General features: G+C 56.4%; 21 protein-coding genes and 1 tRNA gene. 7 read left to right on the forward strand and 15 right to left on the reverse strand.

Annotation, left to right across the window (positions count from 1 at the left end):
• Positions 1 to 16: 16 nt before the first annotated feature.
• Positions 17 to 424 (forward strand): cyclic nucleotide-binding/CBS domain-containing protein, encoded by a 408-nt coding sequence (locus A3L12_RS07860; protein WP_088883102.1) that lies wholly within the window; start codon positions 17 to 19, stop codon positions 422 to 424.
• A gap of 5 nt (positions 425 to 429) precedes the next feature.
• On the forward strand, positions 430 to 1,944 hold the full coding sequence (locus A3L12_RS07865) for a metallophosphoesterase (RefSeq protein WP_198300079.1): 1,515 nt from the start codon (positions 430 to 432) through the stop codon (positions 1,942 to 1,944).
• Here the strand turns inward: A3L12_RS07865 and A3L12_RS07870 are convergent.
• The gene (locus A3L12_RS07870; RefSeq protein WP_088883103.1) at positions 1,931 to 2,812 is read right to left on the reverse strand and encodes a 2-phosphoglycerate kinase; all 882 of its coding nucleotides are present in this window, start codon (positions 2,810 to 2,812) and stop codon (positions 1,931 to 1,933) included. The two genes, A3L12_RS07865 and A3L12_RS07870, sit on opposite strands and share 14 nt — an antisense overlap.
• Positions 2,809 to 4,113 carry a 2,3-diphosphoglycerate synthetase gene (locus A3L12_RS07875; protein ID WP_088883104.1) on the reverse strand — a complete coding sequence of 435 codons (1,305 nt, stop codon included), beginning with the start codon at positions 4,111 to 4,113 and terminating at the stop codon, positions 2,809 to 2,811. Before A3L12_RS07875 ends, A3L12_RS07870 begins: the two co-directional genes overlap by 4 nt.
• Before the next feature lie 125 nt (positions 4,114 to 4,238).
• On the opposite strand from A3L12_RS07875, the gene A3L12_RS07880 reads away from it, so the two are divergent.
• Both A3L12_RS07880 and A3L12_RS07885 read left to right on the forward strand, forming a co-directional pair.
• The gene (locus tag A3L12_RS07880) at positions 4,239 to 4,418 is read left to right on the forward strand and encodes a hypothetical protein (RefSeq protein ID WP_088883105.1); all 180 of its coding nucleotides are present in this window, start codon (positions 4,239 to 4,241) and stop codon (positions 4,416 to 4,418) included.
• 48 nt (positions 4,419 to 4,466) lie between these two features.
• Positions 4,467 to 5,342, forward strand: a complete 876-nt coding sequence (locus A3L12_RS07885; RefSeq protein ID WP_088883106.1) for an MBL fold metallo-hydrolase — start codon at positions 4,467 to 4,469, stop codon at positions 5,340 to 5,342.
• 1 nt (position 5,343) lies between these two features.
• Here the strand turns inward: A3L12_RS07885 and cas4 are convergent, their stop codons facing one another.
• Positions 5,344 to 5,973, reverse strand: a complete 630-nt coding sequence (cas4, locus tag A3L12_RS07890; RefSeq protein WP_088883107.1) for a CRISPR-associated protein Cas4 — start codon at positions 5,971 to 5,973, stop codon at positions 5,344 to 5,346.
• 160 nt (positions 5,974 to 6,133) lie between these two features.
• The gene (locus A3L12_RS07895) at positions 6,134 to 6,469 is read right to left on the reverse strand and encodes a hypothetical protein (protein WP_088883262.1); all 336 of its coding nucleotides are present in this window, start codon (positions 6,467 to 6,469) and stop codon (positions 6,134 to 6,136) included.
• Between the two features lie 123 nt (positions 6,470 to 6,592).
• Between A3L12_RS07895 and A3L12_RS07900 the strand changes: the two genes are divergently transcribed.
• The 3 genes from A3L12_RS07900 to A3L12_RS07910 all read left to right on the forward strand — a co-directional run bounded on the left by A3L12_RS07900 (position 6,593) and on the right by A3L12_RS07910 (position 9,753).
• Positions 6,593 to 7,432, forward strand: coding sequence for a class I SAM-dependent methyltransferase family protein (locus tag A3L12_RS07900; protein WP_088883261.1), 840 nt, complete (start codon positions 6,593 to 6,595; stop codon positions 7,430 to 7,432).
• Between the two features lie 166 nt (positions 7,433 to 7,598).
• The gene (for, locus tag A3L12_RS07905) at positions 7,599 to 9,461 is read left to right on the forward strand and encodes a tungsten-containing formaldehyde ferredoxin oxidoreductase (protein WP_088883263.1); all 1,863 of its coding nucleotides are present in this window, start codon (positions 7,599 to 7,601) and stop codon (positions 9,459 to 9,461) included.
• A gap of 61 nt (positions 9,462 to 9,522) precedes the next feature.
• A complete protein-coding gene (locus A3L12_RS07910; RefSeq protein ID WP_088883108.1) occupies positions 9,523 to 9,753 on the forward strand; it encodes a MoaD/ThiS family protein in 231 nt (76 codons plus the stop codon).
• A gap of 23 nt (positions 9,754 to 9,776) precedes the next feature.
• Here A3L12_RS07910 and A3L12_RS07915 read toward each other — a convergent pair.
• The 11 genes from A3L12_RS07915 to A3L12_RS07965 form a co-directional block, all read right to left on the reverse strand.
• A tRNA-Ser gene (locus A3L12_RS07915) sits at positions 9,777 to 9,863 on the reverse strand.
• Positions 9,864 to 9,876: 13 nt separating this feature from the next.
• Positions 9,877 to 10,185, reverse strand: coding sequence for a 30S ribosomal protein S10 (gene rpsJ, locus A3L12_RS07920; protein ID WP_088883109.1), 309 nt, complete (start codon positions 10,183 to 10,185; stop codon positions 9,877 to 9,879).
• A 45-nt stretch (positions 10,186 to 10,230) separates the two neighbouring features.
• The gene (gene tuf, locus A3L12_RS07925; RefSeq protein WP_088883264.1) at positions 10,231 to 11,517 is read right to left on the reverse strand and encodes a translation elongation factor EF-1 subunit alpha; all 1,287 of its coding nucleotides are present in this window, start codon (positions 11,515 to 11,517) and stop codon (positions 10,231 to 10,233) included.
• A 227-nt stretch (positions 11,518 to 11,744) separates the two neighbouring features.
• Positions 11,745 to 13,943, reverse strand: a complete 2,199-nt coding sequence (locus A3L12_RS07930; protein WP_088883110.1) for an elongation factor EF-2 — start codon at positions 13,941 to 13,943, stop codon at positions 11,745 to 11,747.
• A gap of 135 nt (positions 13,944 to 14,078) precedes the next feature.
• Positions 14,079 to 14,882 carry a GTP cyclohydrolase IV gene (locus tag A3L12_RS07935; protein WP_088883111.1) on the reverse strand — a complete coding sequence of 268 codons (804 nt, stop codon included), beginning with the start codon at positions 14,880 to 14,882 and terminating at the stop codon, positions 14,079 to 14,081.
• Between the two features lie 50 nt (positions 14,883 to 14,932).
• Positions 14,933 to 15,700 carry a DUF4129 domain-containing protein gene (locus A3L12_RS07940; RefSeq protein WP_088883112.1) on the reverse strand — a complete coding sequence of 256 codons (768 nt, stop codon included), beginning with the start codon at positions 15,698 to 15,700 and terminating at the stop codon, positions 14,933 to 14,935.
• Complete coding sequence (locus A3L12_RS07945) at positions 15,700 to 16,095, reverse strand: DUF1699 family protein (RefSeq protein WP_088883113.1); 396 nt, start codon at positions 16,093 to 16,095, stop codon at positions 15,700 to 15,702. The genes A3L12_RS07940 and A3L12_RS07945 overlap by 1 nt, the downstream gene beginning before the upstream one ends.
• Before the next feature lie 4 nt (positions 16,096 to 16,099).
• The gene (locus A3L12_RS07950; protein ID WP_088883114.1) at positions 16,100 to 17,341 is read right to left on the reverse strand and encodes a DUF530 family protein; all 1,242 of its coding nucleotides are present in this window, start codon (positions 17,339 to 17,341) and stop codon (positions 16,100 to 16,102) included.
• On the reverse strand, positions 17,338 to 18,492 hold the full coding sequence (locus A3L12_RS07955; protein WP_088883115.1) for a DNA topoisomerase IV subunit A: 1,155 nt from the start codon (positions 18,490 to 18,492) through the stop codon (positions 17,338 to 17,340). The genes A3L12_RS07950 and A3L12_RS07955 overlap by 4 nt, the downstream gene beginning before the upstream one ends.
• Entirely contained in the window at positions 18,485 to 20,176 is a 1,692-nt protein-coding gene (top6B, locus tag A3L12_RS07960) for a DNA topoisomerase VI subunit B (protein ID WP_088883116.1), read from the reverse strand. The genes A3L12_RS07955 and top6B overlap by 8 nt, the downstream gene beginning before the upstream one ends.
• Before the next feature lie 2 nt (positions 20,177 to 20,178).
• Complete coding sequence (locus A3L12_RS07965; protein WP_088883117.1) at positions 20,179 to 20,868, reverse strand: KH domain-containing protein; 690 nt, start codon at positions 20,866 to 20,868, stop codon at positions 20,179 to 20,181.
• Positions 20,869 to 20,874 lie beyond the last annotated feature (6 nt).

Below are 20,874 nucleotides of genomic sequence, written 5' to 3' on the forward strand. Positions count from 1 at the left end.
ACTCAGGGGTGGTTGGATGGACACGAAAGCCCCCATCAAGGTTTACATGACCCGGAAACTGATAGGGGTCGAGCCGGAGGACAGCGTGAAGCGGGCCTGCGAGATCATGGTGGAGTTCGACATAGGCTCCCTGGTCGTGATTGAGAACGGAAAGGTGGTTGGGTTCTTCACGAAGAGCGACCTGATAAGACGCGTCCTCATCCCCGGCCTGCCGAACACCACGCCCGTCAAGGAGATAATGACCCGGGAACTGGTAACCGTTGATTCAAACACCCCCCTCGGTCAGGTGCTCGACCTGATGGCCAAGAAGGGAATCAAACACATGCTCATCGAAGAGGATGGGGACATAGTGGGGGTATTCAGCCTGATGGATCTTCTCATGGCGAGCAGGAGAAAGCTTGAGACGGCCATAGCGGCGGAGTGATGGCCATGATAAGGATAGCCCACATAAGCGATACCCATATAACGAGCGAGAGCGCCTACAAGGGGTACGCCTACGACCTGATAGTCAACGAGATAAACACCGGGAACTTCGACTTCGTGATACACACCGGTGATGTCACCAATCAGGGGCTCCGCGAGGAGTACGAGAGAGCAGCTTACGAACTCGGGAAGATCAAAAAACCCCTCGTTGTGGTTCCCGGCAACCACGACGTCAGGAACGTGGGTTACGCCCTCTTCGAGAAGTTCGTGGGGCCGCTGAACGGTGTCTTCGAGTTTAAAGACGGAGTGGTTATATGGGTGGACTCCACCATCCCGGACCTGAGCGACGGAAGACTGGGCGGTTACAAGTTCAGATGGCTCAGGGAGAAGCTGGAGGAGTACTCGGACAGGAAGTTCAAGATAGTGGCCTCCCACCACCACCTCGTGCCCCTTCCGGACACCGGCAGGGAAAGGAACGTGCTCTTCAACGCGGGCGACGTCCTCGATCTGCTCCTCAGACACGGCGTGAACCTCTACACCTGCGGTCACAAGCACGTGCCCAACGTTTACAGGATAGAGGACATGGTGGTTGACAACGCCGGTTGCACCTCCTGCAGAAAGACCCGCAAGGGCGATGTGAACAGCTACAACATCGTAACCCTCCATGAAGATGGACGGGTGGAGGTTAGGATAAAGAGGGTTACGGGAGGGCAAGTGGTCCGGGAGCACAGGCCGGTAAAGCCGAAGCTCTTCATTCCAAGGGGAAATCGCCTCCTCAGGATAGTTCAGATAAGCGAGAGCAACGTTTCGGACAGGATTTATTTCAGGAGAAAGGTGCTTGAAAACGCCATCAGGACCATAAACGAAAGGCTGAAGCCGGACATAGTGATCCACTGCGGTGACGTCGTTGACATGGGGATAGAACGCTACTACGAAAGGGCCATGGAGTTCTACGAGATGGTAAGGACGGAAAAGCTCGTCGTTCCCGGCCACAACGACATAACCTATCTCGGCTACGACCTTTTCTCCGAGTACTTCGGCGAACCCGAGGTAAAGGAAAGGGGGAAATTCACGTTTATTCCCGTGCTGAGTGCCCAGTACGAGACGCCCATAGGGGTCGTGGGCAGGATGGGACAGAAAAAACTCGCCCGGCTCCTTGAAGAGTACAGGGACAGCTTTACCGTCGTGGTTATGCACCATAACGTGGTTCCCGTGCCGAGGAGCAGGGACGTGGGGTTCCTCGAGGATGCCGGGGACGTTCTCAGGGTTATAACAGAAGGTGAGGCCAACCTCGTCCTCACGGGCCACGGCGGTAACTCCTTCGGGATCAAAATCGAGAAAACGCCAATCATCAACGCCGGTTCGATAAGCTGGGAACTCCACAGGAACCCCTACGGAAACAGCTTCAACATCATAGACGTCTACCCGGACATGGTGGTGGCCTTCGAGATGCAGGCCACGTGGGGATCGAGAAGGCCCATCGGGATGTGGAAGGTAAAGGGGCCCTTTAAACCTCTATAGCGTCTCCGATACGCTCCATGAGGCGCTCCATCACCCCTTCCATTATCCTGTTAACTGTCCTCTCGAGCTCAACGTTTTTTATGACCGGGATCCCGTGTTCCCTTGCTTTTGCAACGATGAAATCCTGTATCTCCATTATCGCATCAATGTGTTCAATGTAGTATTCCGCCCTTCGTTTACTGTAGCGTTCTCTATCGTAGAACCGGGCTTCCAGATCCTTTCTTCCGTCCACAGTTATGACGTACATGAAGCTGTTGCTCCCAAGCTCGAGGTAGCCCGGGACGAGGTGTATGCCCTCGATTATGGCGTTAAAGCCCTCGCGGTAGGCCCTTTCGAGAACCGCGGAGACGCCGACCGAGACGTGTTCCACCTGCTTTTTAAAGCCGGCTATAATGGGGGAACCTTCGCCGTCGCTAGATACTCCTGCAAGGAACGATGAGGTGTGCAGCTCTGGTAGCAGTTCAGGCGTGATTATCTTCCTCATTACCTCCCTCACGGTGTCGGTCCCTATGACGCTCCTTATGCCGAGACGGAAAGCCAGTTCCGTTGCTATCGTCGACTTGCCCACCCCCGTTGCACCCCCGAGAAGCAGGATTATCGGGATCCTGAGCCTCCTGAACCGGCGCCAGAAGAGGTAGCGCCTCGCCTCCTCTTTGAGGCCGTGATCGAGGAGTTTTCTATAGGCCAGCCCCCTTATATCCTCGGTTGTGATAAGCCTGTGTCCCCCTTTGGCCAGTTCCTTCTGGATCTCGGTTGCTATGCTGTAAGCCACGCCAACGTCAACGCCTGCGAGCGTTAGGGAGCGCGTAAGTATGCCCCTCGAGAAGGGCAGGCGAGTTCTCCTCTCAGGATCGGTGACGACTATCATCCCCCTCCCTCCAGTATGGAACGTCCCAGCTTTAGAACGGCCGTTTTCAGGTCCTTTCCGTCCACGTTCACGGGCTCGTTGTCGAGGTATATCACCTCGAGGCCCCTCTCCAGCGCCCACCTCGTAACCACGTCAACGGCCGCAGCCTTGAGCTCAACCGCGACCGCATCCACGCCCTCGAAGGACCTCAGATCCCTCATAAGGGCATCCCTCCGGGACAGGTTTGGCGAGGATGCCACCACCTCGGCGCCCATCCCCTCGAGCCATTTACCTGCCTTCGGGAGGGCGTCCCGGGACGTCATGACGAGGCCGAGTCTCTTTCCGGATACCTCTCCAAGGGGTCTCGGACGGAAGGCCGTGAGATGAACCTCCGCCTCCGGGTTTATCGACTCTACAACCTCCTCCAGAGCCCTCAGGCGATCCTCACCGACGGAATCGGCCATCGTAACCACGACCAAATCTGCCAGCCTAACCCTGAACGGCCCGAAGTAACCCTTTATGAAGTCGAGCTTCTGCCTCGCGCCGGTTACGAGGACGTAACCGTCCGCCCTGTAAGCGGGGAAGGTTGCTCCGCTTCCCTCGAGGATGACGAGATCGTTGGGCAGGCTCTCGGCGATCCTCACCCCGTCGTCGATCACATCGAAGAAGGAAAACCCGGCCATCCCCCCGCCGCACCTGCGACAGCCCACCGTGGTTACCCTCGCGGTTAGGGCATCCTCGAAGTGGTCTGAAGCCGCGTGCCTTCCCTCCTCTGCGAGCTTCAGGAGAAATTCGGGCGTTATCTCGAACCTATCCCCCTCAACGATCTCGGGCCTTTCCGGACCTCCCCTGCCCATGGTGACTATCACCGGCTTGGCTATCTCCTTAAGCGTCCTCGCTATGAACCCGCTGACGGCGGTTTTTCCCACCCTTTTCCCCGTTCCGATGATCGCCAGAGAGGGCTTCTTCAGGGTTTTAAGGGGCTTTGGACGGAAGTAAAAGTCGGCCCCCCTGTAGGGAACGCCGTGGAGCATGCAGATGGAGGCGATGGCAAAGCGGTCCTCATAGTTAAGCACAGGCTCGTCGCTCAGATCCACAACCTCGGTTACGTCCTCCTCCCTCAGGGCCCTTTCAAGGGAAGAAACGTAATCGCTCCCGTGATAAACCTTCAGATCAAGTTTTTCCTCTATGTCCCTCACGCTCCCGATCTTCTCGCTTCCACCGAGGAAAAGGGCACAGCATACATCCTCCAGCTTTCCGACGGCCCATGCGACGACGTCCGGATAGTGCTCCCCGTCTATGAGCACCAGCCTTCCCCCCATAACACCACCCCTGAGGTTTGCTCCCAAGGGGATTTAACCTTTCCCCCCGCGTAACGGGAAAAGGTTAATAAACATCCGGGAGTAGAAGAAACCGCTGGAGATGGCTCCAGTGGAGGTGCAGGAAAATGGTAGAGCTGGTAGTTAAGTCCAAGGTTAAGGAGGCCGTCAAGGCCATAGAGCCCGAGATGAGGGTCAGCCCGGAGTTCTACGACGCTCTTGAGGGCGAGCTCAAGGTTCTCATCGAGAAGGCAGTTAAGAGGGCCAAGGAAGAGGGTAAGAAGACCCTTTACCCGAGGCACGTCTGACCTCTTTTTGTCCTTTACCTTTTATCTTTCGGCGCTCTGGTGGTGTTTATGGGGCTTAGAAAACTGGGTGATTCCGCCTATCTCTATCCGGGGAGCCCTTCGACCTTTGTGAGGGTTTTTGAGGGGAGGGCCGTGATAGTTGACCCCGGTCACGGGAGCGGAAGGCACAGGGACCTGAAAAGGGAAGTTAAAAAGCTTGGGGTTGGAATAGAACTGCAACTGGCAACCCACGGGCACGCGGATCACGTTGCCGTGGCCCCCCGCTTGGAGGCTCCGCTTCTGCTTCATCGCTTTGAGTTCTCCATAGCCGAGAGCCCCCTTAACAGGGAGCTGCTTACCTTCGGCTCAAAAGCGCCCGAGGGGTTCCTCGTCTTTCAGTTTCAGGATGAGGTCAAAGTCCACGGGATCTTCGAATGGGGAGATGAGATAAATGGTCTGAAGGCCCTAAGGCTGGACGGCCATTCCCCGGGCATGACGGGCTTTCTTGACGGGGAGAACGGTGTGATATACGCGGGCGACGCCTTTTTCGGGGAGAGGGTCATCGAAAGTGTCGGAGTTCCCTACCTCGTTGAGCCGGGGCTGTTTAAAGCTTCGATTGAGAAACTGCGGAACTACGCTGAAAAGGGTTTTCTGCTCGTTCCCTCCCACGGAAAGCCCGTGAAGGGGGAGGAAGCTGTTGAACTGCTCGATCTCAACGCAAGACGCATCGGAGAGGTTGAAAGGCTGATACCAGAGCTCCTCAGGAAGCCAATGAGCCTTGACGAGCTGGCCTTCAGGATTATGCAGAGCTACGATGTGAAACCCACGCCACAGAAGCTTGCACTGAATCTCGTTCCCCTGAGGGCCTTTGTGGCAACGCTCTACAACGAGGGAAAAATCGAGGCTTTCGTGGATAGGGGGTTGAAATGGAGAACCTCTGAGTGAGCTATCCTCCATCAGGATAGCAGAGGTACCTGTAGGGGCAGAACCTGCACGCGTAGTTGTTCCAGCCCTTCGGGGGCTTTCCCCTCTCGTAGGCACGCTTGACCGAGTAGAAATGCCTGAGGGTCTCCCTGAACAGCTTCCCGTCGTAGGGAACTTCGAAGGCCCTGAAGTTCGGCCCCTCAACTATGGGGAAGCGCGAGAAATCGATCTTCCCTATTACCTTCATGGGCTCCTCGTGGAGCTTGATGTAGTAGAGGTAACCGTACTCTGCCTCCGCCCACCGGAGGTAGATGTTGAGCTGTGCCAGATGGTAGTCGTAGGGGCCCTTCGGAAGGCTCGTCTTACCCTTTATCTCTATCGGAAAATCTCCTATGGCGTCGACCCTACCGTGTATCTCAAGGCCGAGCCTCCGCGATCGAAGCACCATGTGTTTCTCGAGCTCAAACCCGAACCTCTTCTGCAGGATCTCACCGAGGAGGTTGTGTGTGTTTATCCCCTGTTTGAGCCTCACCCTCACGAAGTCTGGCCATCTCTCGGGATAACCCTTGAGGCGGAAGTATATCCTCCTCGGACAGGTCAACGCTTCGCTGGCGTAGAACTCGAGGAATCCGTCGTTTTCGTCGGTGGACATCGCTCGCCCCTCCGTAGACGGGGCGGGTCATCGGCCCGCGAACCTCACCGCCCCTCTGTCAGCTAATACCGACGTCATCACCCATCAGACTGGGCAAGGGTCTTCATCCGCCGGAAGTTAGAGTCGAGCCCATTTAAACCTTTGGGAGAATATGTAAAAATCAGAACATGTTACCTTCCTGCCTCCTGAGGGAGTAGCTGAGACCGTAGACAGGCCACAGGCTCGGTGTCTGCCGGTAGTGGTGCAGGTTCCTGAGTATCTTTTCTGCGCTCTCGCGGTTCTTTGCCCTGATGCGGAGGGCGTCTCTTTCAAGCTCCACGATGCCGTTCGGGAGCCGGACGATAAGCTTTGAACCATCCACCTCAGGACGGGCCCTCATCAGGAGCCTGCGGTAGTCCTCGTATGCCTCGGGGCTCAGTTTCTGCTCGAGAAGGGCCGATTTTTTACGCGGTCTCAACAGGCGGGAAAACCAACTACTCGAGGACTCATCGTCCATACCTCTCATCGACCCCCGGAGTTTATCGATTAATCCTTATCATCCGCACCTTTTAAGGATTTCCCTTCTTTTCCCGTCAGAACGACGGAGAAGGCTTTTAAAGTTTCCGGGGAATCCATGTCGATGCCGGGTACACAGCTGATAAAACCCCGCATAAGGGAGATACTTTCAGAGGATCTTACGCCGGAGCTCTTGGATATGCTTCCAAAACACTGGGTTCGGATAGGTGACGTGCTCATTCTGCCTTTAAGGCCGGAGCTGGAGCCCTACAAAGAACGCATCGCGGAAGTTTACGCCCGGGTTCTCAACGTTAAAACCGTGGTGAGAAAGGGACGAATAAAGGGCGAGTTCAGGGAGACCAACTACGAGGTGCTCTACGGGAACGACACCGTAACCACACACGTGGAGAATGGAGTGAAGTACAGGCTCGACGTTGCGAGGATAATGTTCTCCCCCGCCAACGTCAGGGAGAGGATAAGGATGGCGGGCGTGGCGAAGCCCGGCGAGCTGGTGGTGGACATGTTCGCCGGCGTGGGGCACCTGAGCCTTCCGATGGCAGTTCACGGAAAAGCCCGCGTTGTGGCCCTTGAGAAGAGCCCCTACACCTTCCGATTTCTGGTCGAGAACATCGAGCTGAACCGGGTTCGGGACAGGATGACGGCCTACAACATCGATAACCGGGACTTCCCGGGCGAGAACATAGCCGACAGGGTGCTCATGGGTTACGTGGTGAAAACCCACGAGTTCATACCCAAGGCCCTGAGCATAGTCAGGGATGGGGGAATCATACATTACCACAACACGGTTCCCGCGAAGCTGATGCCGGAGGAACCCTTTGGGACCTTCCGGAGGGTGGCTGAGGAACACGGCTACAGGGTCGAGAAGCTCAACGAACTGGTCATCAAGCGCTACGCTCCCGGGGTATGGCACGTGGTGGTGGATGTTAGGGTTTTCAGGGAATGAACCCGGCACTCAAACGGTTCCTCGAATGAACCCCTCACCCTGCCGCTGCTTCCAGCGTGTGAGATTAACATATGGACTTAATTTTTCATCATTTTCAAACGCTTTAATTTGCGAAGACCTTATATTCTCCGAATCGAAAATCTTTCGAGGTGATTCTGGTATGAGCATGAAAGGATGGTGGGGGCGGATTCTCAGGGTCGACCTGACCAGTGGCAAGATTTGGGTGCAGGAGTACCCCGAAGAGGTGGCCAAAAACTTCATAGGTGGCAGGGGTCTGGCCGCCTGGATCCTCTGGAACGAGGCTAAGAACGTTGATCCGCTCGGCCCGGATAACAAGCTCGTCTTTGCTTCGGGTCCCTTCAACGGTCTGCCAACCCCAAGCGGGGGCAAGATGGTGGTAGCTGCAAAAAGCCCGCTCACGGGTGGTTACGGCGATGGCAACCTCGGTACCATGGCAACGGTCCATCTGAGGAAGGCCGGTTATGACGCTATTGTAGTTGAAGGAAAGGCCAAAAAACCGGTTTACCTTTACATCGAGGACGATGATGTCGCTATTTTGAGCGCCGAGGGTCTGTGGGGCAAAACGACCTTCGAGACCGAGAGGGAGCTCAAGAAGATACACGGAAAGAACGTGGGCGTTCTGAGTATCGGCCCGGCTGGAGAGAACCTCGTTAAGTACGCGGTGGTGATCTCACAGGAGGGTAGGGCCGCTGGAAGGCCCGGTATGGGTGCGGTAATGGGAAGCAAGAAGCTCAAAGCCGTCGTTATAAAAGGTACTAAAGAAATTCCAGTTGCAGATAAGGAAAAACTCAGAAAGCTCTCACAGGAAGCCTACAACGAGATACTCAACTCACCCGGCTATCCCTTCTGGAAGAGGCAGGGAACGATGGCGGCCGTGGAGTGGACCAACGAGAACTCGGCGCTCCCGACGAGGAACTTCAGCGATGGTTCCTTTGAGTTCGCCCGCTCGATAGACGGCTACACTATGGAGGGAATGAAGGTCAAGCAGCGCGGGTGCCCCTACTGTAACATGCCCTGTGGAAACGTCGTCCTCGATGCCGAGGGGCTTGAGAGCGAGCTCGACTACGAGAACGTTGCCCTGCTGGGAGCCAACCTGGGCATTGGAAAGCTCAACGAGGTTTCGGTCCTCAACAGGATAGCGGATGAGATGGGTATGGACACGATATCCCTTGGCGGCTCGCTGGCGTTCGTAATGGAAGCCGGGGAGAAGGGCCTCATCAAGGAAGACGCTCCCGAATTCGGGGACTTCAAGAAGGCGAAGCAGCTCGCCCTAGACATAGCGTACCGCAGGGGAGAGCTCGGAAACTTCGCAGCTGAAGGCGTCAAGGCCATGAGCGAGAAGCTTAACGCTAAGGACTTCGCGATGCACGTGAAGGGCCTCGAAGTGAGCGGTTACAACTGCTTCATCTATCCGGCAATGGCCCTCGCCTACGGAACCAGCTCCATCGGAGCGCACCACAAGGAAGCGTGGGTCATCGCATGGGAGATAGGAACCGCCCCCATAGAGGGTGAAAAGGCCCAGAAAGTCGAATACAAGATCACCTACGGTCCGGAGAAGGCCGCAAAGGTCATCGAGCTTCAGAGACTCAGGGGCGGGCTCTTCGAGATGCTAAGCGCGTGCAGGCTCCCGTGGGTTGAGGTTGGGCTCAGCATAGACTACTATCCGAAGCTCATTGAGGCCATCACCGGCGTCAAATACACATGGGACGACCTCTACAAAGCCGCCGACAGGGTTTACGCCCTCATAAGGGCCTACTGGGTCAGGGAGTTCAACGGCAACTGGGACAGGAAGATGGACTATCCGCCCGAGAGGTGGTTCAAAGAGGGACTCAAGAGCGGGCCCCACAGGGGACAGCACCTTGAAAAGGATAAGTACGACGAACTGCTCAGCGAGTACTACAAACTTAGAGGCTGGGACGAGCGCGGGATCCCGAAGAGGGAGACGCTTAAGGAGCTCGGTCTCGACTTCGTTGTTCCAGAACTTGAGAAGGTCACGAAGCTCGAGTGATCTTCTTTTTCTTATTCCTTACTTATGGGTTTTTGCTTAAAATCCGCTACGGGTGGTTTCAATGGTGAGGATTAAGCTCATGGGAGCTTTCGCACACCTCGCAAGGGCGAGGGAAATCGAGGTCAGGATCGATGCCCCCAAAAGGGTCGATGAGATTCTGGAGGAGGTTATCCCGAGGTATCGTGAGTTCCGCGATAAGATCATCATGATCAACGGCCACCCGGCGAGGGGCGATGCCGAGGTTGAGGATAAAGACGAGATCAAGGTGATGCCCGTTCTGAGCGGGGGATGATCCGTCCCGGTTAAAAAGTTTGGTGGCGCCGGGGCAGGGATTTGAACCCTGGTGGGCTAACGCCCACGGACTCTCCAGGCCCGCGCCTTCCCAGGCTAGGCTACCCCGGCACAAAAAGGAGAATCACGAGATGAGCTCGATCTCGATGGTAACGTCTTCAGGAACGCGAATGCGCATGATCTGACGCATGGCCCTTTCGTCCGCCTCTATGTCAACGAGTCTCTTGTGAACGCGGAGCTCGAACCTGTCGAAGGTGGCCGTTCCCTCTCCGTCAGGGCTCTTTCTGGTGGTGATCCTGATTCTCTTGGTTGGAAGGGGTATGGGCCCGCTCATCCTTACGCCGGTCCTGTCCGCTATCTCCTTGATCTGCTGGGTGACCTCATTAAGGGCCTTAACGTTGGTGCTCGCAAGTTTTATCCTTGCCTTCTGCATTTCAGTCCCTCCGGGAAATGGGGAAATTAAAGGGGGTAGAAGACCTCACTCGGCCTTCTGAATGGAGATGACCATACCGGCCGCGACCGTCTGGCCCATGTCCCTGATGGCGAACCTGCCCATCTGCGGTATCTCCTTGACGGGCTCGATGACCATCGGCTTGGTCGGTCTGAGGACGACTATTGCGGAGTCACCCGTCTTGATGAACTGCGGGTTCTCCTCGACGACGTTACCGGTCCTCGGGTCGAGCTTGGCGAGGAGCTGCTCGAACCTTACCGCGACCTGAAGGGTGTGCGCGTGGAGAACGGGGGTGTAACCGACGGTGATTGCCGTTGGGTGGTTGAGGACGATGATCTGGGCCTTGAAGGTGTCCTTCGGCCTGACGACCGTTGGCGGGTTGGTGGTGTGTCCGGCAACGTCACCCCTCTTGATGTCGTTCTTACCAACGCCACGGACGTTGAATCCGATGTTGTCGCCCGGAAGGGCCTCCTGCATGGGCTCGTGGTGCATCTCGATGCTCTTGACTTCACCCTGTATGGGCTTATGGAAGATCGTTGAAGCCGGCTCGAAGATGACAACGTCGCCGACCCTGAGCCTTCCGGTCTCAACCCTGCCAACGGGAACCGTACCGACACCCTTGATGGAGTAAACGTCCTGAATCGGGATGCGGAGCGGCTTGTCAACTGGCTTCGGCGGCTCCGGAATCTGGTCGAGGGCATCTATGAGGGTCGGGCCGTTGTACCAGGGCATCTTGTCGCTCTTCTTGACAACGTTGTCGCCTTCCCATGCGCTGATCGGGATGATTGGGAAGTTCTTGTAACCGAGCATCGTGAGGAGCTTCTTGACCTGATCGGCGACGGCCTTGAACTTCTTCTCGTCGTAGTTCACCATGTCCATCTTGTTGATGGTGACTATGATGTGGTTGATACCGAGCGTTCTGGCGAGGAAGGCGTGCTCCTTGGTCTGGGGCATGACACCATCTGTTGCGGCAACGACGAGGACTGCGGCGTCGGCCTGTGAGGCACCGGTGATCATGTTCTTAACGAAGTCCCTGTGGCCCGGGGCGTCGATGATGGTGATGTACTTGTGCGGGGTCTCGAACTTGGTGTGGGCAACGTCGATGGTGATACCCCTCTCCCTCTCTTCCTTGAGCCTGTCCATGACCCATGCGAACTTGAAGGACTTGCCCTTCTCACCCATCTCCTCGAACTTCTTGATGATGTTCTCCGGTATGTTGGCTGTGTCGAAGAGTAGCCTTCCGATGGTGGTGCTCTTTCCGTGGTCGACGTGGCCTATAAAGACGATATTAACGTGTGGCTTTTCCTTAGCCATTTCCATACACCTCCGTACTTTGACCTAATCCCGTTGAATAGGACGGCTTTTTAAATCTTTCGAACCTCGGTCCCCTCGGACGGGAAACCCGTCGTTTCTCGGGAGGACCTCATGAGTTCCGCCTTAAGTTACGGACAGCCTTTAAAAAGTTAACTAAAACGGGGATCCATCCCCATCGAAGACCGCTAAAAAGAAGGTCGCCGGAGGAATAAAAAGGGTGAAGGGCTTCACTGCTGCGGGCAGACGTCCTGTTCCGTCGGCGGGTTGGGATCGAGCCCTTTCCTCTGGCGTATCTGTCTGATCACCTGCCGGGCGAGTTCCGCGGGAACCCTTCTGAAGCCGGCATGCTCCGTGCTCCAGAGGGCCCTTCCGCTCGTGGCTCCTCTTATGGCGCCAGCGAACCCGAACATCTCGGCAACCGGGGCCTCGGCGATGATGATCATAACCTCCCCTTCCTGGCGCATGTCGATGAGCTGGCCGCGCCTCTGGTTCATCTCCCTGCTCACCGCACCCATGTACTCATAGGGAACGTTGATGATGACCTTCTGGTACGGCTCGTAGAGCACCGGACCGGCCTTCATGATGGCGCACTGGATGGCTCCTCTGATTGCGGGGTATATCTGGGCCGGACCACGGTGGACGTTGTCCTCGTGGATCTTGGCGTCGTGCAGGCGGACCATCACCTTCATGACCGGCTCCCTTGCGAGGGGACCTTCATCCATGGCCTGGTGGAAACCGTCAACGAGCAGATCCATGACCTCGTTGAGGTACTGGATACCCTTCGTGTTGTCAAGGAACAGGTTGCCGTTGTATACGTCCACGATTCCCTTGGCGACCTCGTAGTCCATGCCGAGCTCGGCGAGCTTCTTGGCGACCTCCTTCGGGTTCTTAGGCCTTCCCTCCGGGATGAATCCTTCGTGGATGGCCTCGTATATCTCGTCCGGGAGCGGTTCCACGGTTATGTAGAACCTGTTGTGCTTGTTGGGGGACTTACCTTCGACTATCGGGCTCATCTTGCTGACGCTCTCGCGGTAAACCACGATGGGCGGTGAAACGTCCACGTCCAGCTTCCAGTCCTCCTTGAGCTTGACGAGCTTGACCTCGAGATGGAGCTCGCCCATACCGCTGAGGAGGTGCTGGCCAGTTTCCTCGTCTATCTTAACATGGAGCGTCGGATCCTCCTTGGCGAGCTGTCTCAACGCCTCGATGAGCTTGGGCAGGTCCTTAACGTTCTTGGCCTCAATGGCCACCGTAACGACCGGCTCGCTCGCGTAATGGAGGGCCTCGAAGGGTTCGATCGGCTCCTGAGCAACGGTCTCACCGGCCATCGCATCCCTCAGACCGGTTACCGCAACTATGTTCCCTGCAGGAACGGCTTCCATGTTGACCCTCTCGGGACCCATGTAGATGCCAACCTGCTGTATTCTGCTCTTCCTCTTGGCGTTGATGAGGTAAACCTCCTGACCGGTTTTGACGGTACCGCTCCAAACACGGCCGGTTGAAACCTCACCCGCGTGCTTGTCGAGGATTATCTTGGTAACGACCATGACCATCTTGCCCTTCGGATCGCATCCGAGCATGGCCTGACCGACCTCGCTCTCGATGTCACCCCTCCAGAGGTGCGGGATCCTGTACTTCTGGGCCTCGAGGGGGTTCGGCAGGTGCTTGACGACCATGTCGAGGACGACAACGTGGAGCGGAGCCATCTCCCTGAGCTTCTTGAGATCGCCGCTGTTGGTGAGGTCAACGATGTGCTTGAAGGACACCCCGGTCTTCTTCATGAAGGGAACGCTGAGGGCCCAGTTGTAGTAGGCGCTACCGAAGGCGACGCTTCCGTCCTCGACCTTAACCATCCACTTGCCCCGGAACTCCGGCGGGGCGTACTTCTTGATGAGCCTGTTGACGTCCGTGATTATCTTGGCGAACCTCTGGAGTATGTCGTTCGGACCGAGCTTGAGCTCCTTGATCAGCCTGTCAACCTTGTTGATGAACAGGACGGGCTTAACGTACTCCCTGAGGGCCTGCCTCAGAACGGTCTCCGTCTGGGGCATGACGCCTTCAACGGCGTCGACCACGATGATGGCACCGTCTATGGCCCTCATTGCCCTCGTAACGTCACCCCCGAAGTCAACGTGTCCCGGGGTGTCGATGAGGTTGATGAGGTAATCCTGCCCCTCGTAATTGTGGACCATTGAAACGTTGGCAGCGTTGATGGTGATTCCCCTTGCCTGCTCCTGCTCATCGAAGTCAAGAACGAGCTGTTTTCCGGCCAGCTCCTCGCTTATCATCCCCGCCCCGGCAAGGAGGTTATCGCTGAGCGTCGTCTTGCCGTGGTCAATATGAGCGGCGATACCCATGTTCCTGATCCTCTCGGGCTGGTTCATGAGCTCCTTAATCTTCGCAATCATCTCTTCCCTTCTTCCCATTCGCACCACCTTCTAACTGATGAGCCTGTTCACCCCCCACTAAAGAAGCCCGGTTATAAATCTTTCCCAGTGAAGACTCCTGCTCAAGCCACCTGAGGTCCGGGTGGAAAAAATCCAGCGGGAGAAAACCGGTCGCTAACTCCACGTCTCGGCTATGACGTTGTGCTTGTGTATGCTCTCCTCGCTGATCACCCTGACGTGGATCTTACCTTTAAAGCGCTCCCTTGCCTTGGAGAATATCTCCCTCGCAACGTCCTCGACGAACTTCGGGTTCCTGTACATCCCCTGAACGACGGCGTTCTCGTCAACGGTCTTGAGAAGGGTGTAGGTCGGATGGCTGAAGGAGCTTTCGACGACGTCGATCATTTCCTCGAGGGATATCTCCTCGTCAAAGGCCGTCCTGACCTCGAGCTCGCCCCTGGCCCTCTGTATGTGCGTCTTTCCGTTGTTGTTTGCCATGGCGTGGGGGCAGACCGTGTTTCCTATAACCCTGACGCGGAGGACCTTCTCGAAGGAGTTATCATCGTGCTTTATCACCCCGACCTCAACGTCGTAGGGCTCGTAGGTGGTCCTTCCGCTTGCGGGCGTCTCCCGGGGGATTATGAGGTGGGTCTTTATCCAGACCTCCGCGCGCCTGTGGGGGTGCTTTCCCTCGAGTCTCCTTATAACGCACCTCCCGAGTTCCTCAAGGGAGCCGTGAGCCCCGCCCACTTCCTCCTCAACGGCCTCGCTCATGGCCTCGGTTATGCTCTCAACCAGCCGGCTCATATGGATGCCCTTCTTCTCGGCCGGGACGTCTATGGTCACCTCGAACACAGGGAGAAACGTGTAAACCTTCCCTTTCCAGTTTATCTTCGCCACCGTGCGCAGATCGGTTATTCCGACACGGTAAAGGCGTTCCATTATCTCGGGCCTTTCCTCCTGAGTTTCAACGGGCATGGGATCACCCTCGGTTTTTTAGGGACTTCTAATTCGGGGACCTTTTAAACCTACCTCAACATCTTCATGAGCCTGTCGTAGCTCTTCCTCGCCCTGATGACTTCATCTTCCCCGAGCCTTCCGGCGTATCTGGCCCTCTCGAATACCTCCGTGAGAACGTCGAGGTCTTTGATGTCGGGAAAGATCCCCCTCAGCCTCTCCTCGTACTCCCGGTGCGTCCAGCTCTTCCTGTAGGGGTAACCCTTCATAACGAGGCCCGCTGTGACGTTTTTGTACATCTTTATCACCCTCTCCTCGGGCGTCCCCTCTATTGACTCGTAACTCATGCCGGGCTCGAACTTCACCTCAAAGACCCCTGCCGTTTTCCGCTTCTTGACGGTCAGGAGGATCGCGAAGAAAAGGACGAGGGGAAGGACGTAGAATATCCATGGAAGGTCCCTCAGGGTAACCACAAAATCGTTTGGGGTGACGTTGTACCGGATCCCCGGGATCGTTTCCCCCACCCCTCCGCCCCTCACGAGTTTTTCCGGCTTTTTTTCAAAGAGCAGTTTAAGGGCAACGAAGATGGCTAACAGGGTTATTGCACCGGCAAGAACGTTTCCCCTGCTGGGCCTCCCGGTCCCCCTCTGGAGTTTCCCCTCGAGGAGAAGCTTTAACGTGTAACCTGCGGCCCCGAACAGGAAGATGCTGGCGAAGAAAAAGATCCACTCGAAGTTGAAGACCGTCGTTCCCCCTCCTATCCTGCCCCCGCCCATGAGTGAGGAGATAAGGAGGAAGGAAAGGAAGAGGAGAGCGTAAAGCACCTTTGTCCTTTCCATCACTCAACCCCATTCCGTTCGATCAGGTAGTAGACCGTCCGGAGGGGAATGCCGGTTCTGGCGCTTATCTCCCTCGCAGGGACGCCCTCCCGGAAGAGCGTCCGAACCTTCCGAACGGTCCCCTCATCGTACTTTCTCGGCCTTCCCCGCGGATAGCCCTCGGGGACGAGCTCTATCCCCAGCTGGGATAGGGCCTCGATAACCCTCCTGGAAACCTTTGGATACAGGCTCGGGGGGCAGGAGATCCTCCTAACGTTTGGGGCGCGATCGAGTATCGCCACCACTATCTCGGCCGTCGGGCGGAGGTTCACGTAGACTTCGGTAACGTTTTCGTCAAGGTTCCTGAGCTTCCTCAGGAGTTCCGGAACGTTCCGGGCCTTGACTTCCACCCTCATGGGCTCATCCCCTGAGGAGGGCTAAAAACTTCCTTGCCTTATCGCTCTCCGGCAGGAACCTCTCGAACCTCTCGGTGCTGGCGAAGAGGGTCTTGTGAAGGCCGGAGATAACGAACTTCTTTATGGCCTCTTCAAGCTCGTCCCCGGGAATGCCGAGGAGTCCGGCCACCTCGTCCGTGGTGTAATCGGTCATGCCGTAGAGGAGGACCCCCCCGAGCAGGTAGTTGGGGGTGTTCAATATCTTCTTCCTCCTGCCCACGAGGAAGTTTTCCATCTCGCACTTCCGTATGACGAGCATGCTCCCGTAGCCCGTCCTGAAGTTCGGCTCCTCCCTGAAGGGAACGTCGAGTATGGAGTAGTGGCAGTTAAGGCAGAGCTTTATCCCGGGATAGATCCCGAGGGTCTCCCTCTCGTTCTTCGATGTCAGGAAGTAGTAACGGAAAAGGTCGAGGCCGAGTTTTTTCATTCCATCCTCCGGATCAAGGATGGAATAGGCGAGGGAAAGGTTGTCGACGGTGTAGTGGTTGTTTATGAGCGTTCCCCGGGTTTTGGCGAAGTTTAGAACGTGCCAGCGGAATCTCTTACCGTAGCGTTTTCTCAGTTCGACCTCTATGTCAGCGTCCGCCGGGAGGTAGATTCTGTCCTTTTTGAGCCTGTTGTTGTCCCAGTAATCCACCTCTATTCTGACACTGCTGGCGTTAACGATTCCCTTCTCGCGGAGTCTGCCCTTTATGGCTTTGAAGGATTCCCTGACGGATACGCTTTCCCTTGCCAGAAGCCTCAGAACGTCGCCGGAGTAGGCGAGGTGGGGAAGGACCTCCACCCTGCCGATGGAAACCTTCCGGGGAAGGGCGTCGACTTTATCGAGGTTATCCCTCTTCAGTTCCTCGGAGCTTAGAGGTTTCCTTCCGAGGAAAAAGGTGTAGTTGGCCGATATCAGAGACAGGGCCATCTTGTGGGCGGTTATCGCTGAGGTGAGTCTCTCAAGGGCCAGAATCCTGTTGCGCTTCTTCCTGTAGATCCACTGGAGATGGGGATCCCTCTCCTGTTTGCCGGAGGAGGGCAAACCCGTCCCGCCCACGCGCCTTGACAGTTCCTTCTCAAGGTCCTGAAGGAGTGATAGGTTCTCCTTAAGCCTGTAAAAGAGGGTGGGAACGTGGAAGGTCTCGAATAACCCATCCATGTCTATTCCAATATCGTCCAGTGTCTTGTTCACCCGTGCGACGAGTTCCTCCGTCGTCGTCATGGCAGTAGCTCACCGTTGTTTATCTTCTCGGGTAGGTACTCCCTCGCCACGAACTCGAGGCTCTTGTTGGCCAGGGCCTGCTGCTCGATCCTGACCCCCATCTTGATGGCCATCTTGAGCTGTCTCTGCCACTCCTTCCTCTGGAACCACGGGTATTCCATCTCCTCCAGAATGCGCTTGTAGTCGCCCGTGGGACCGCCCTTCTTGTTCGGTGGGATCCCTTTGAGCTTTTCCGTAACGTTCTCGAGGCCGTAGCGTTTTATATCGTCCATCGTCATTCCCACGAACTTTGCCTCAGGGGTGGTCAGTTTGTCGCTGAGGTAGGCGAGGTTTATGGAACCCTGCTTTATGGTGGAGTAGATGTACCATCCGTAGGGATCCCCGTCCGTGAAGACTATGATCGGCAATCCCTCCTCGTAATGGAGCCTGTGGATGAGCCTCCTGACGCCGCGCGAAGCCTGTCCCTGAGTGGCTACGATGAGGGCGTTCTCCCGCCGGGGAAACTTCTCCTCTATCAGCCTGTCGGCCATGGCTGCCGTCTCAACGACCAGCGCGTAGTCGACGTTGACCTCGACGAACTGGAGGTGTTCAACCGTTCCCGGCACGGCCCAGCCGCCCATTCCGAGCCTGCTCGTGTTGAACTCGTCCTCACCGTCCCTTATGGTTACGTCCCCGTATATGTAGCCCCTCCTGTCCGCTGTGAGGTGCATTTCCTCGCGCAGGACCCCCAGCATTCTCTCGAGGTCCTCTATGATGGGGTCGCTCTCCCTCTGGTCCTCGAAGGTGTTTTTCCTCGTTCCGGGTATGGTGTGCTTGTTTGCGTAGTAGGCTTCACGGAGGCTCGCGTGCTTTCTCTCCTTCACGAGGCGCTTGACGTAGGCCATCATGAGTAGCGTCTGCATGAACTTCCTTGCGTGGGCCACGTTGAGGAAATAGCGCCTCGAGAGCTTGTCCCCCATCATGATGACGCGTCTCTTATCATCGAAGTAGACGTTGCCACGCCCGCGCATGGGGATGTCGAAGTACGGGTTCTTCCCGTTCTTTACCTCTTCGAGGATCCTCTTTCCGTGCTCCTCAAGTCTGCTCAGCACCTTGGTGGGATCGTAGGAGAACTTTTCCTTCGGCTTTTCCCGTTTTACCGATTTAGGCACTCTCGCTCACCTCCGCCTTCCGGGTCTCCCTCGCTTTGAAGCGGTTCTCTATAAACTTCAGGAAGTAGTCCGCGATGACCCCTTCGTCCTCGCCCGTGAGTATGCTCAGGGCCCTCGCTATCTCGGGAACGTACTTCTCGAAGGTTTTCCTCCTCCTGACCTGATGGAGCGTCCTGTGTTTTCCGCTGATGTAGGTTTTAAGCCTTCTCGCCGCGTCCATTATGGCGAGTCTTATCTCGTTCTGAATCTCCTCAACGCTGGCTATGCTCTGCTTCCCCGTGCCCGTGTAGGGAACGTGAACGCTGACGACGTTTATCAGCAGCACCAGAGGAGTATGTTCCGGGTCTTGCACCCTGTAGCGCTTCCAGTCCACGGATCTGGAAGCAAGGGTCGTTACACAGGAGCCGGCATCGAAGAGGAGCGGTACCCTGTTCGCGTACCTCAAAAGCTCGAAGCCGTTTTCGATCTCTCCGCCGTAGGCGATGCCGACCTCGACCTGGAATGGTATACCCCCGGAGTAAACCTTCGGCGGTCTCGTTACGGCCGTCACGAACTCCGGCTTGAGGATTCCCTTAAGGCCCTTCTCGATGTTCTCCTCCCCTATCGGCCTGAGCCCGTGGGTTGGCGGGGCAAGGAACTTCATGTACTTAAAGGCCTCCACTATCTCCTCGGCCTCGTGCCATGTGAGCTTTTCGGGGGGCTTTTCCATGAGCCTGGCGACCTGCTTTACAACCTTCGTGTAACCCCTGAAGGAGCGGAGGACCTCCTTAACTTCCCCGTTCATGAGCCTCTCGTAGAGCTGCTCCTGAACGTTTTTGTCCGTCTCCGTCTTTATGAGCCTCAGGGCGGCGATGTACTCGATGAGCTCCTTCACCTTACCCTCGCTCGTGCGCGAGAACTCGCCGATCAGGAAGCGCTTTACCGTGGTGCGCCGGCTCTTTCGGGCCATTCTGTAAACGTCATCCGTAAGCACACCCTTCGGATGGGGTTTCATCTCGACGGGCGGTTCCGGAACCTCGTCACTCGACCTCGGGAAGACTATCAGCCTGCCGTCGGGTTCTATGAGCTCTATGTGGGCGTGGGGGTTTGCTATGGCCGTTAGTTTCAGGTACCAGTAGACGCCCTGCTTCGAGAGGATGTATCTAACGTTCTTCACCTCAAGCTCGATCCTCGTCCCGCGCCAGCCTCGGGGATTTGGATGCCTCTCCTTCTTTACGACTTTTCCCTCGTTTTTGTCCACGTCGATCTTGACCCACGCTTCTAAGATGTCCCCTCCCGTTGAGGTTATGACGCGGGTTGCCTTCCCGCTAGTCACCTGGGCGAACATCACCGCACCGCTTATACCTATACCCTGCTGGCCACGGCTCTGGATGTTCCTGTGGGCCTTCGTGCCCGCCAGCATCTTTCCAAAGACGTGGTTTATGTACTTCTCGGGGATACCGGGACCGTTGTCCTCGACTATAACCCTGTAGTGCTCCTTTCCGAGCTCTTCGAGTTCAACCCTGATATACGGTGGTATTCCGGCCTCCTCGCAGGCATCAAGGGAGTTCGTTACCGCCTCGTGGATCACGGTGGTGAGGGAACGCACTTTACCCGTGTAACCGAGCATGGCCGCGTTCCTGCGGAAGAACTCACTGACGCTTTGAACCTTAAACTCCTTGAACAGCTGATTCGCCTCGGCCATTTTCACTCCTCTCCGGGTTTTTCTTCTTCACCAGAGGCCTCGTAGCTGAGGCTTTCCATTTCAACCTCTTTCTTGCGCCGCTCCAGATACCTGTAAACGGCGCCGTGCGGGGAGCCTCTGACGAGCTTTTCTATCGCGGTTTTTGCGACCTCAACCTGAACCGGATTGCCAATTATCGCAACGGTCTTACCGTAAACGCTAACGTCCGCTCCGCTCATCTCCTCTATGATCTCGCGCGTTCTTCCCTTCCTTCCGATTATCCTCCCCCTGACCCGCGGAAGGGCGTTTTTATCGTTTCCGATTATTATGTCGGGGAGGTTGATAACCTCGAGGACCTCACCCTCGTTGAAGAGCCTGAAGGCTCTCTGAGGCGAGAAGCCCCTTCCTATCGCCATCACAACGTCCCTCGCCTTCCAGACCGCCAGAGGGTCGTCCGTATCTTCGGTGGAGGTTATGAACACCTCTCCCGTCTCGCTGTCCACCTCTACCTTCGTCTTCGTCCTCTCCTCTATCTCCCTCTTCGTCCTTCCGTCCTTCCCTATGACCACCGCCACCCTGTTCTTCGGGACCCTCACAAACTCCTCCTGCTCCCCCGGGCTCTCGTAGGTCCCCTCTGCGGGGGGCTTTCGGATCGGTTCCCCGTCCTTATCAACACGTTCGTACTTTTTGAGGAGTTTCTCAAACTCGTCCATAACCTC

Source organism: Thermococcus sp. P6, from assembly GCF_002214525.1.
In the GTDB taxonomy this organism is placed as follows: Archaea; Methanobacteriota_B; Thermococci; order Thermococcales; family Thermococcaceae; genus Thermococcus.

Bases quoted from the DNA above. Each gene is read 5' to 3' on its own strand.
- A3L12_RS07860 (WP_088883102.1), top strand. From the start codon at position 17: ATGGACACGAAAGCCCCCATCAAGGTTTACATGACCCGGAAACTGATA.
- A3L12_RS07865 (WP_198300079.1), top strand. From the start codon at position 430: ATGATAAGGATAGCCCACATAAGCGATACCCATATAACGAGCGAGAGC.
- A3L12_RS07870 (WP_088883103.1), bottom strand. From the start codon at position 2,812: ATGATAGTCGTCACCGATCCTGAGAGGAGAACTCGCCTGCCCTTCTCG.
- A3L12_RS07875 (WP_088883104.1), bottom strand. From the start codon at position 4,113: ATGGGGGGAAGGCTGGTGCTCATAGACGGGGAGCACTATCCGGACGTC.
- A3L12_RS07880 (WP_088883105.1), top strand. From the start codon at position 4,239: ATGGTAGAGCTGGTAGTTAAGTCCAAGGTTAAGGAGGCCGTCAAGGCC.
- A3L12_RS07885 (WP_088883106.1), top strand. From the start codon at position 4,467: ATGGGGCTTAGAAAACTGGGTGATTCCGCCTATCTCTATCCGGGGAGC.
- cas4 (WP_088883107.1), bottom strand. From the start codon at position 5,973: ATGTCCACCGACGAAAACGACGGATTCCTCGAGTTCTACGCCAGCGAA.
- A3L12_RS07895 (WP_088883262.1), bottom strand. From the start codon at position 6,469: ATGGACGATGAGTCCTCGAGTAGTTGGTTTTCCCGCCTGTTGAGACCG.
- A3L12_RS07900 (WP_088883261.1), top strand. From the start codon at position 6,593: ATGCCGGGTACACAGCTGATAAAACCCCGCATAAGGGAGATACTTTCA.
- for (WP_088883263.1), top strand. From the start codon at position 7,599: ATGAAAGGATGGTGGGGGCGGATTCTCAGGGTCGACCTGACCAGTGGC.
- A3L12_RS07910 (WP_088883108.1), top strand. From the start codon at position 9,523: ATGGTGAGGATTAAGCTCATGGGAGCTTTCGCACACCTCGCAAGGGCG.
- rpsJ (WP_088883109.1), bottom strand. From the start codon at position 10,185: ATGCAGAAGGCAAGGATAAAACTTGCGAGCACCAACGTTAAGGCCCTT.
- tuf (WP_088883264.1), bottom strand. From the start codon at position 11,517: ATGGCTAAGGAAAAGCCACACGTTAATATCGTCTTTATAGGCCACGTC.
- A3L12_RS07930 (WP_088883110.1), bottom strand. From the start codon at position 13,943: ATGGGAAGAAGGGAAGAGATGATTGCGAAGATTAAGGAGCTCATGAAC.
- A3L12_RS07935 (WP_088883111.1), bottom strand. From the start codon at position 14,882: ATGCCCGTTGAAACTCAGGAGGAAAGGCCCGAGATAATGGAACGCCTT.
- A3L12_RS07940 (WP_088883112.1), bottom strand. From the start codon at position 15,700: ATGGAAAGGACAAAGGTGCTTTACGCTCTCCTCTTCCTTTCCTTCCTC.
- A3L12_RS07945 (WP_088883113.1), bottom strand. From the start codon at position 16,095: ATGAGGGTGGAAGTCAAGGCCCGGAACGTTCCGGAACTCCTGAGGAAG.
- A3L12_RS07950 (WP_088883114.1), bottom strand. From the start codon at position 17,341: ATGACGACGACGGAGGAACTCGTCGCACGGGTGAACAAGACACTGGAC.
- top6B (WP_088883116.1), bottom strand. From the start codon at position 20,176: ATGGCCGAGGCGAATCAGCTGTTCAAGGAGTTTAAGGTTCAAAGCGTC.
- A3L12_RS07965 (WP_088883117.1), bottom strand. From the start codon at position 20,868: ATGGACGAGTTTGAGAAACTCCTCAAAAAGTACGAACGTGTTGATAAG.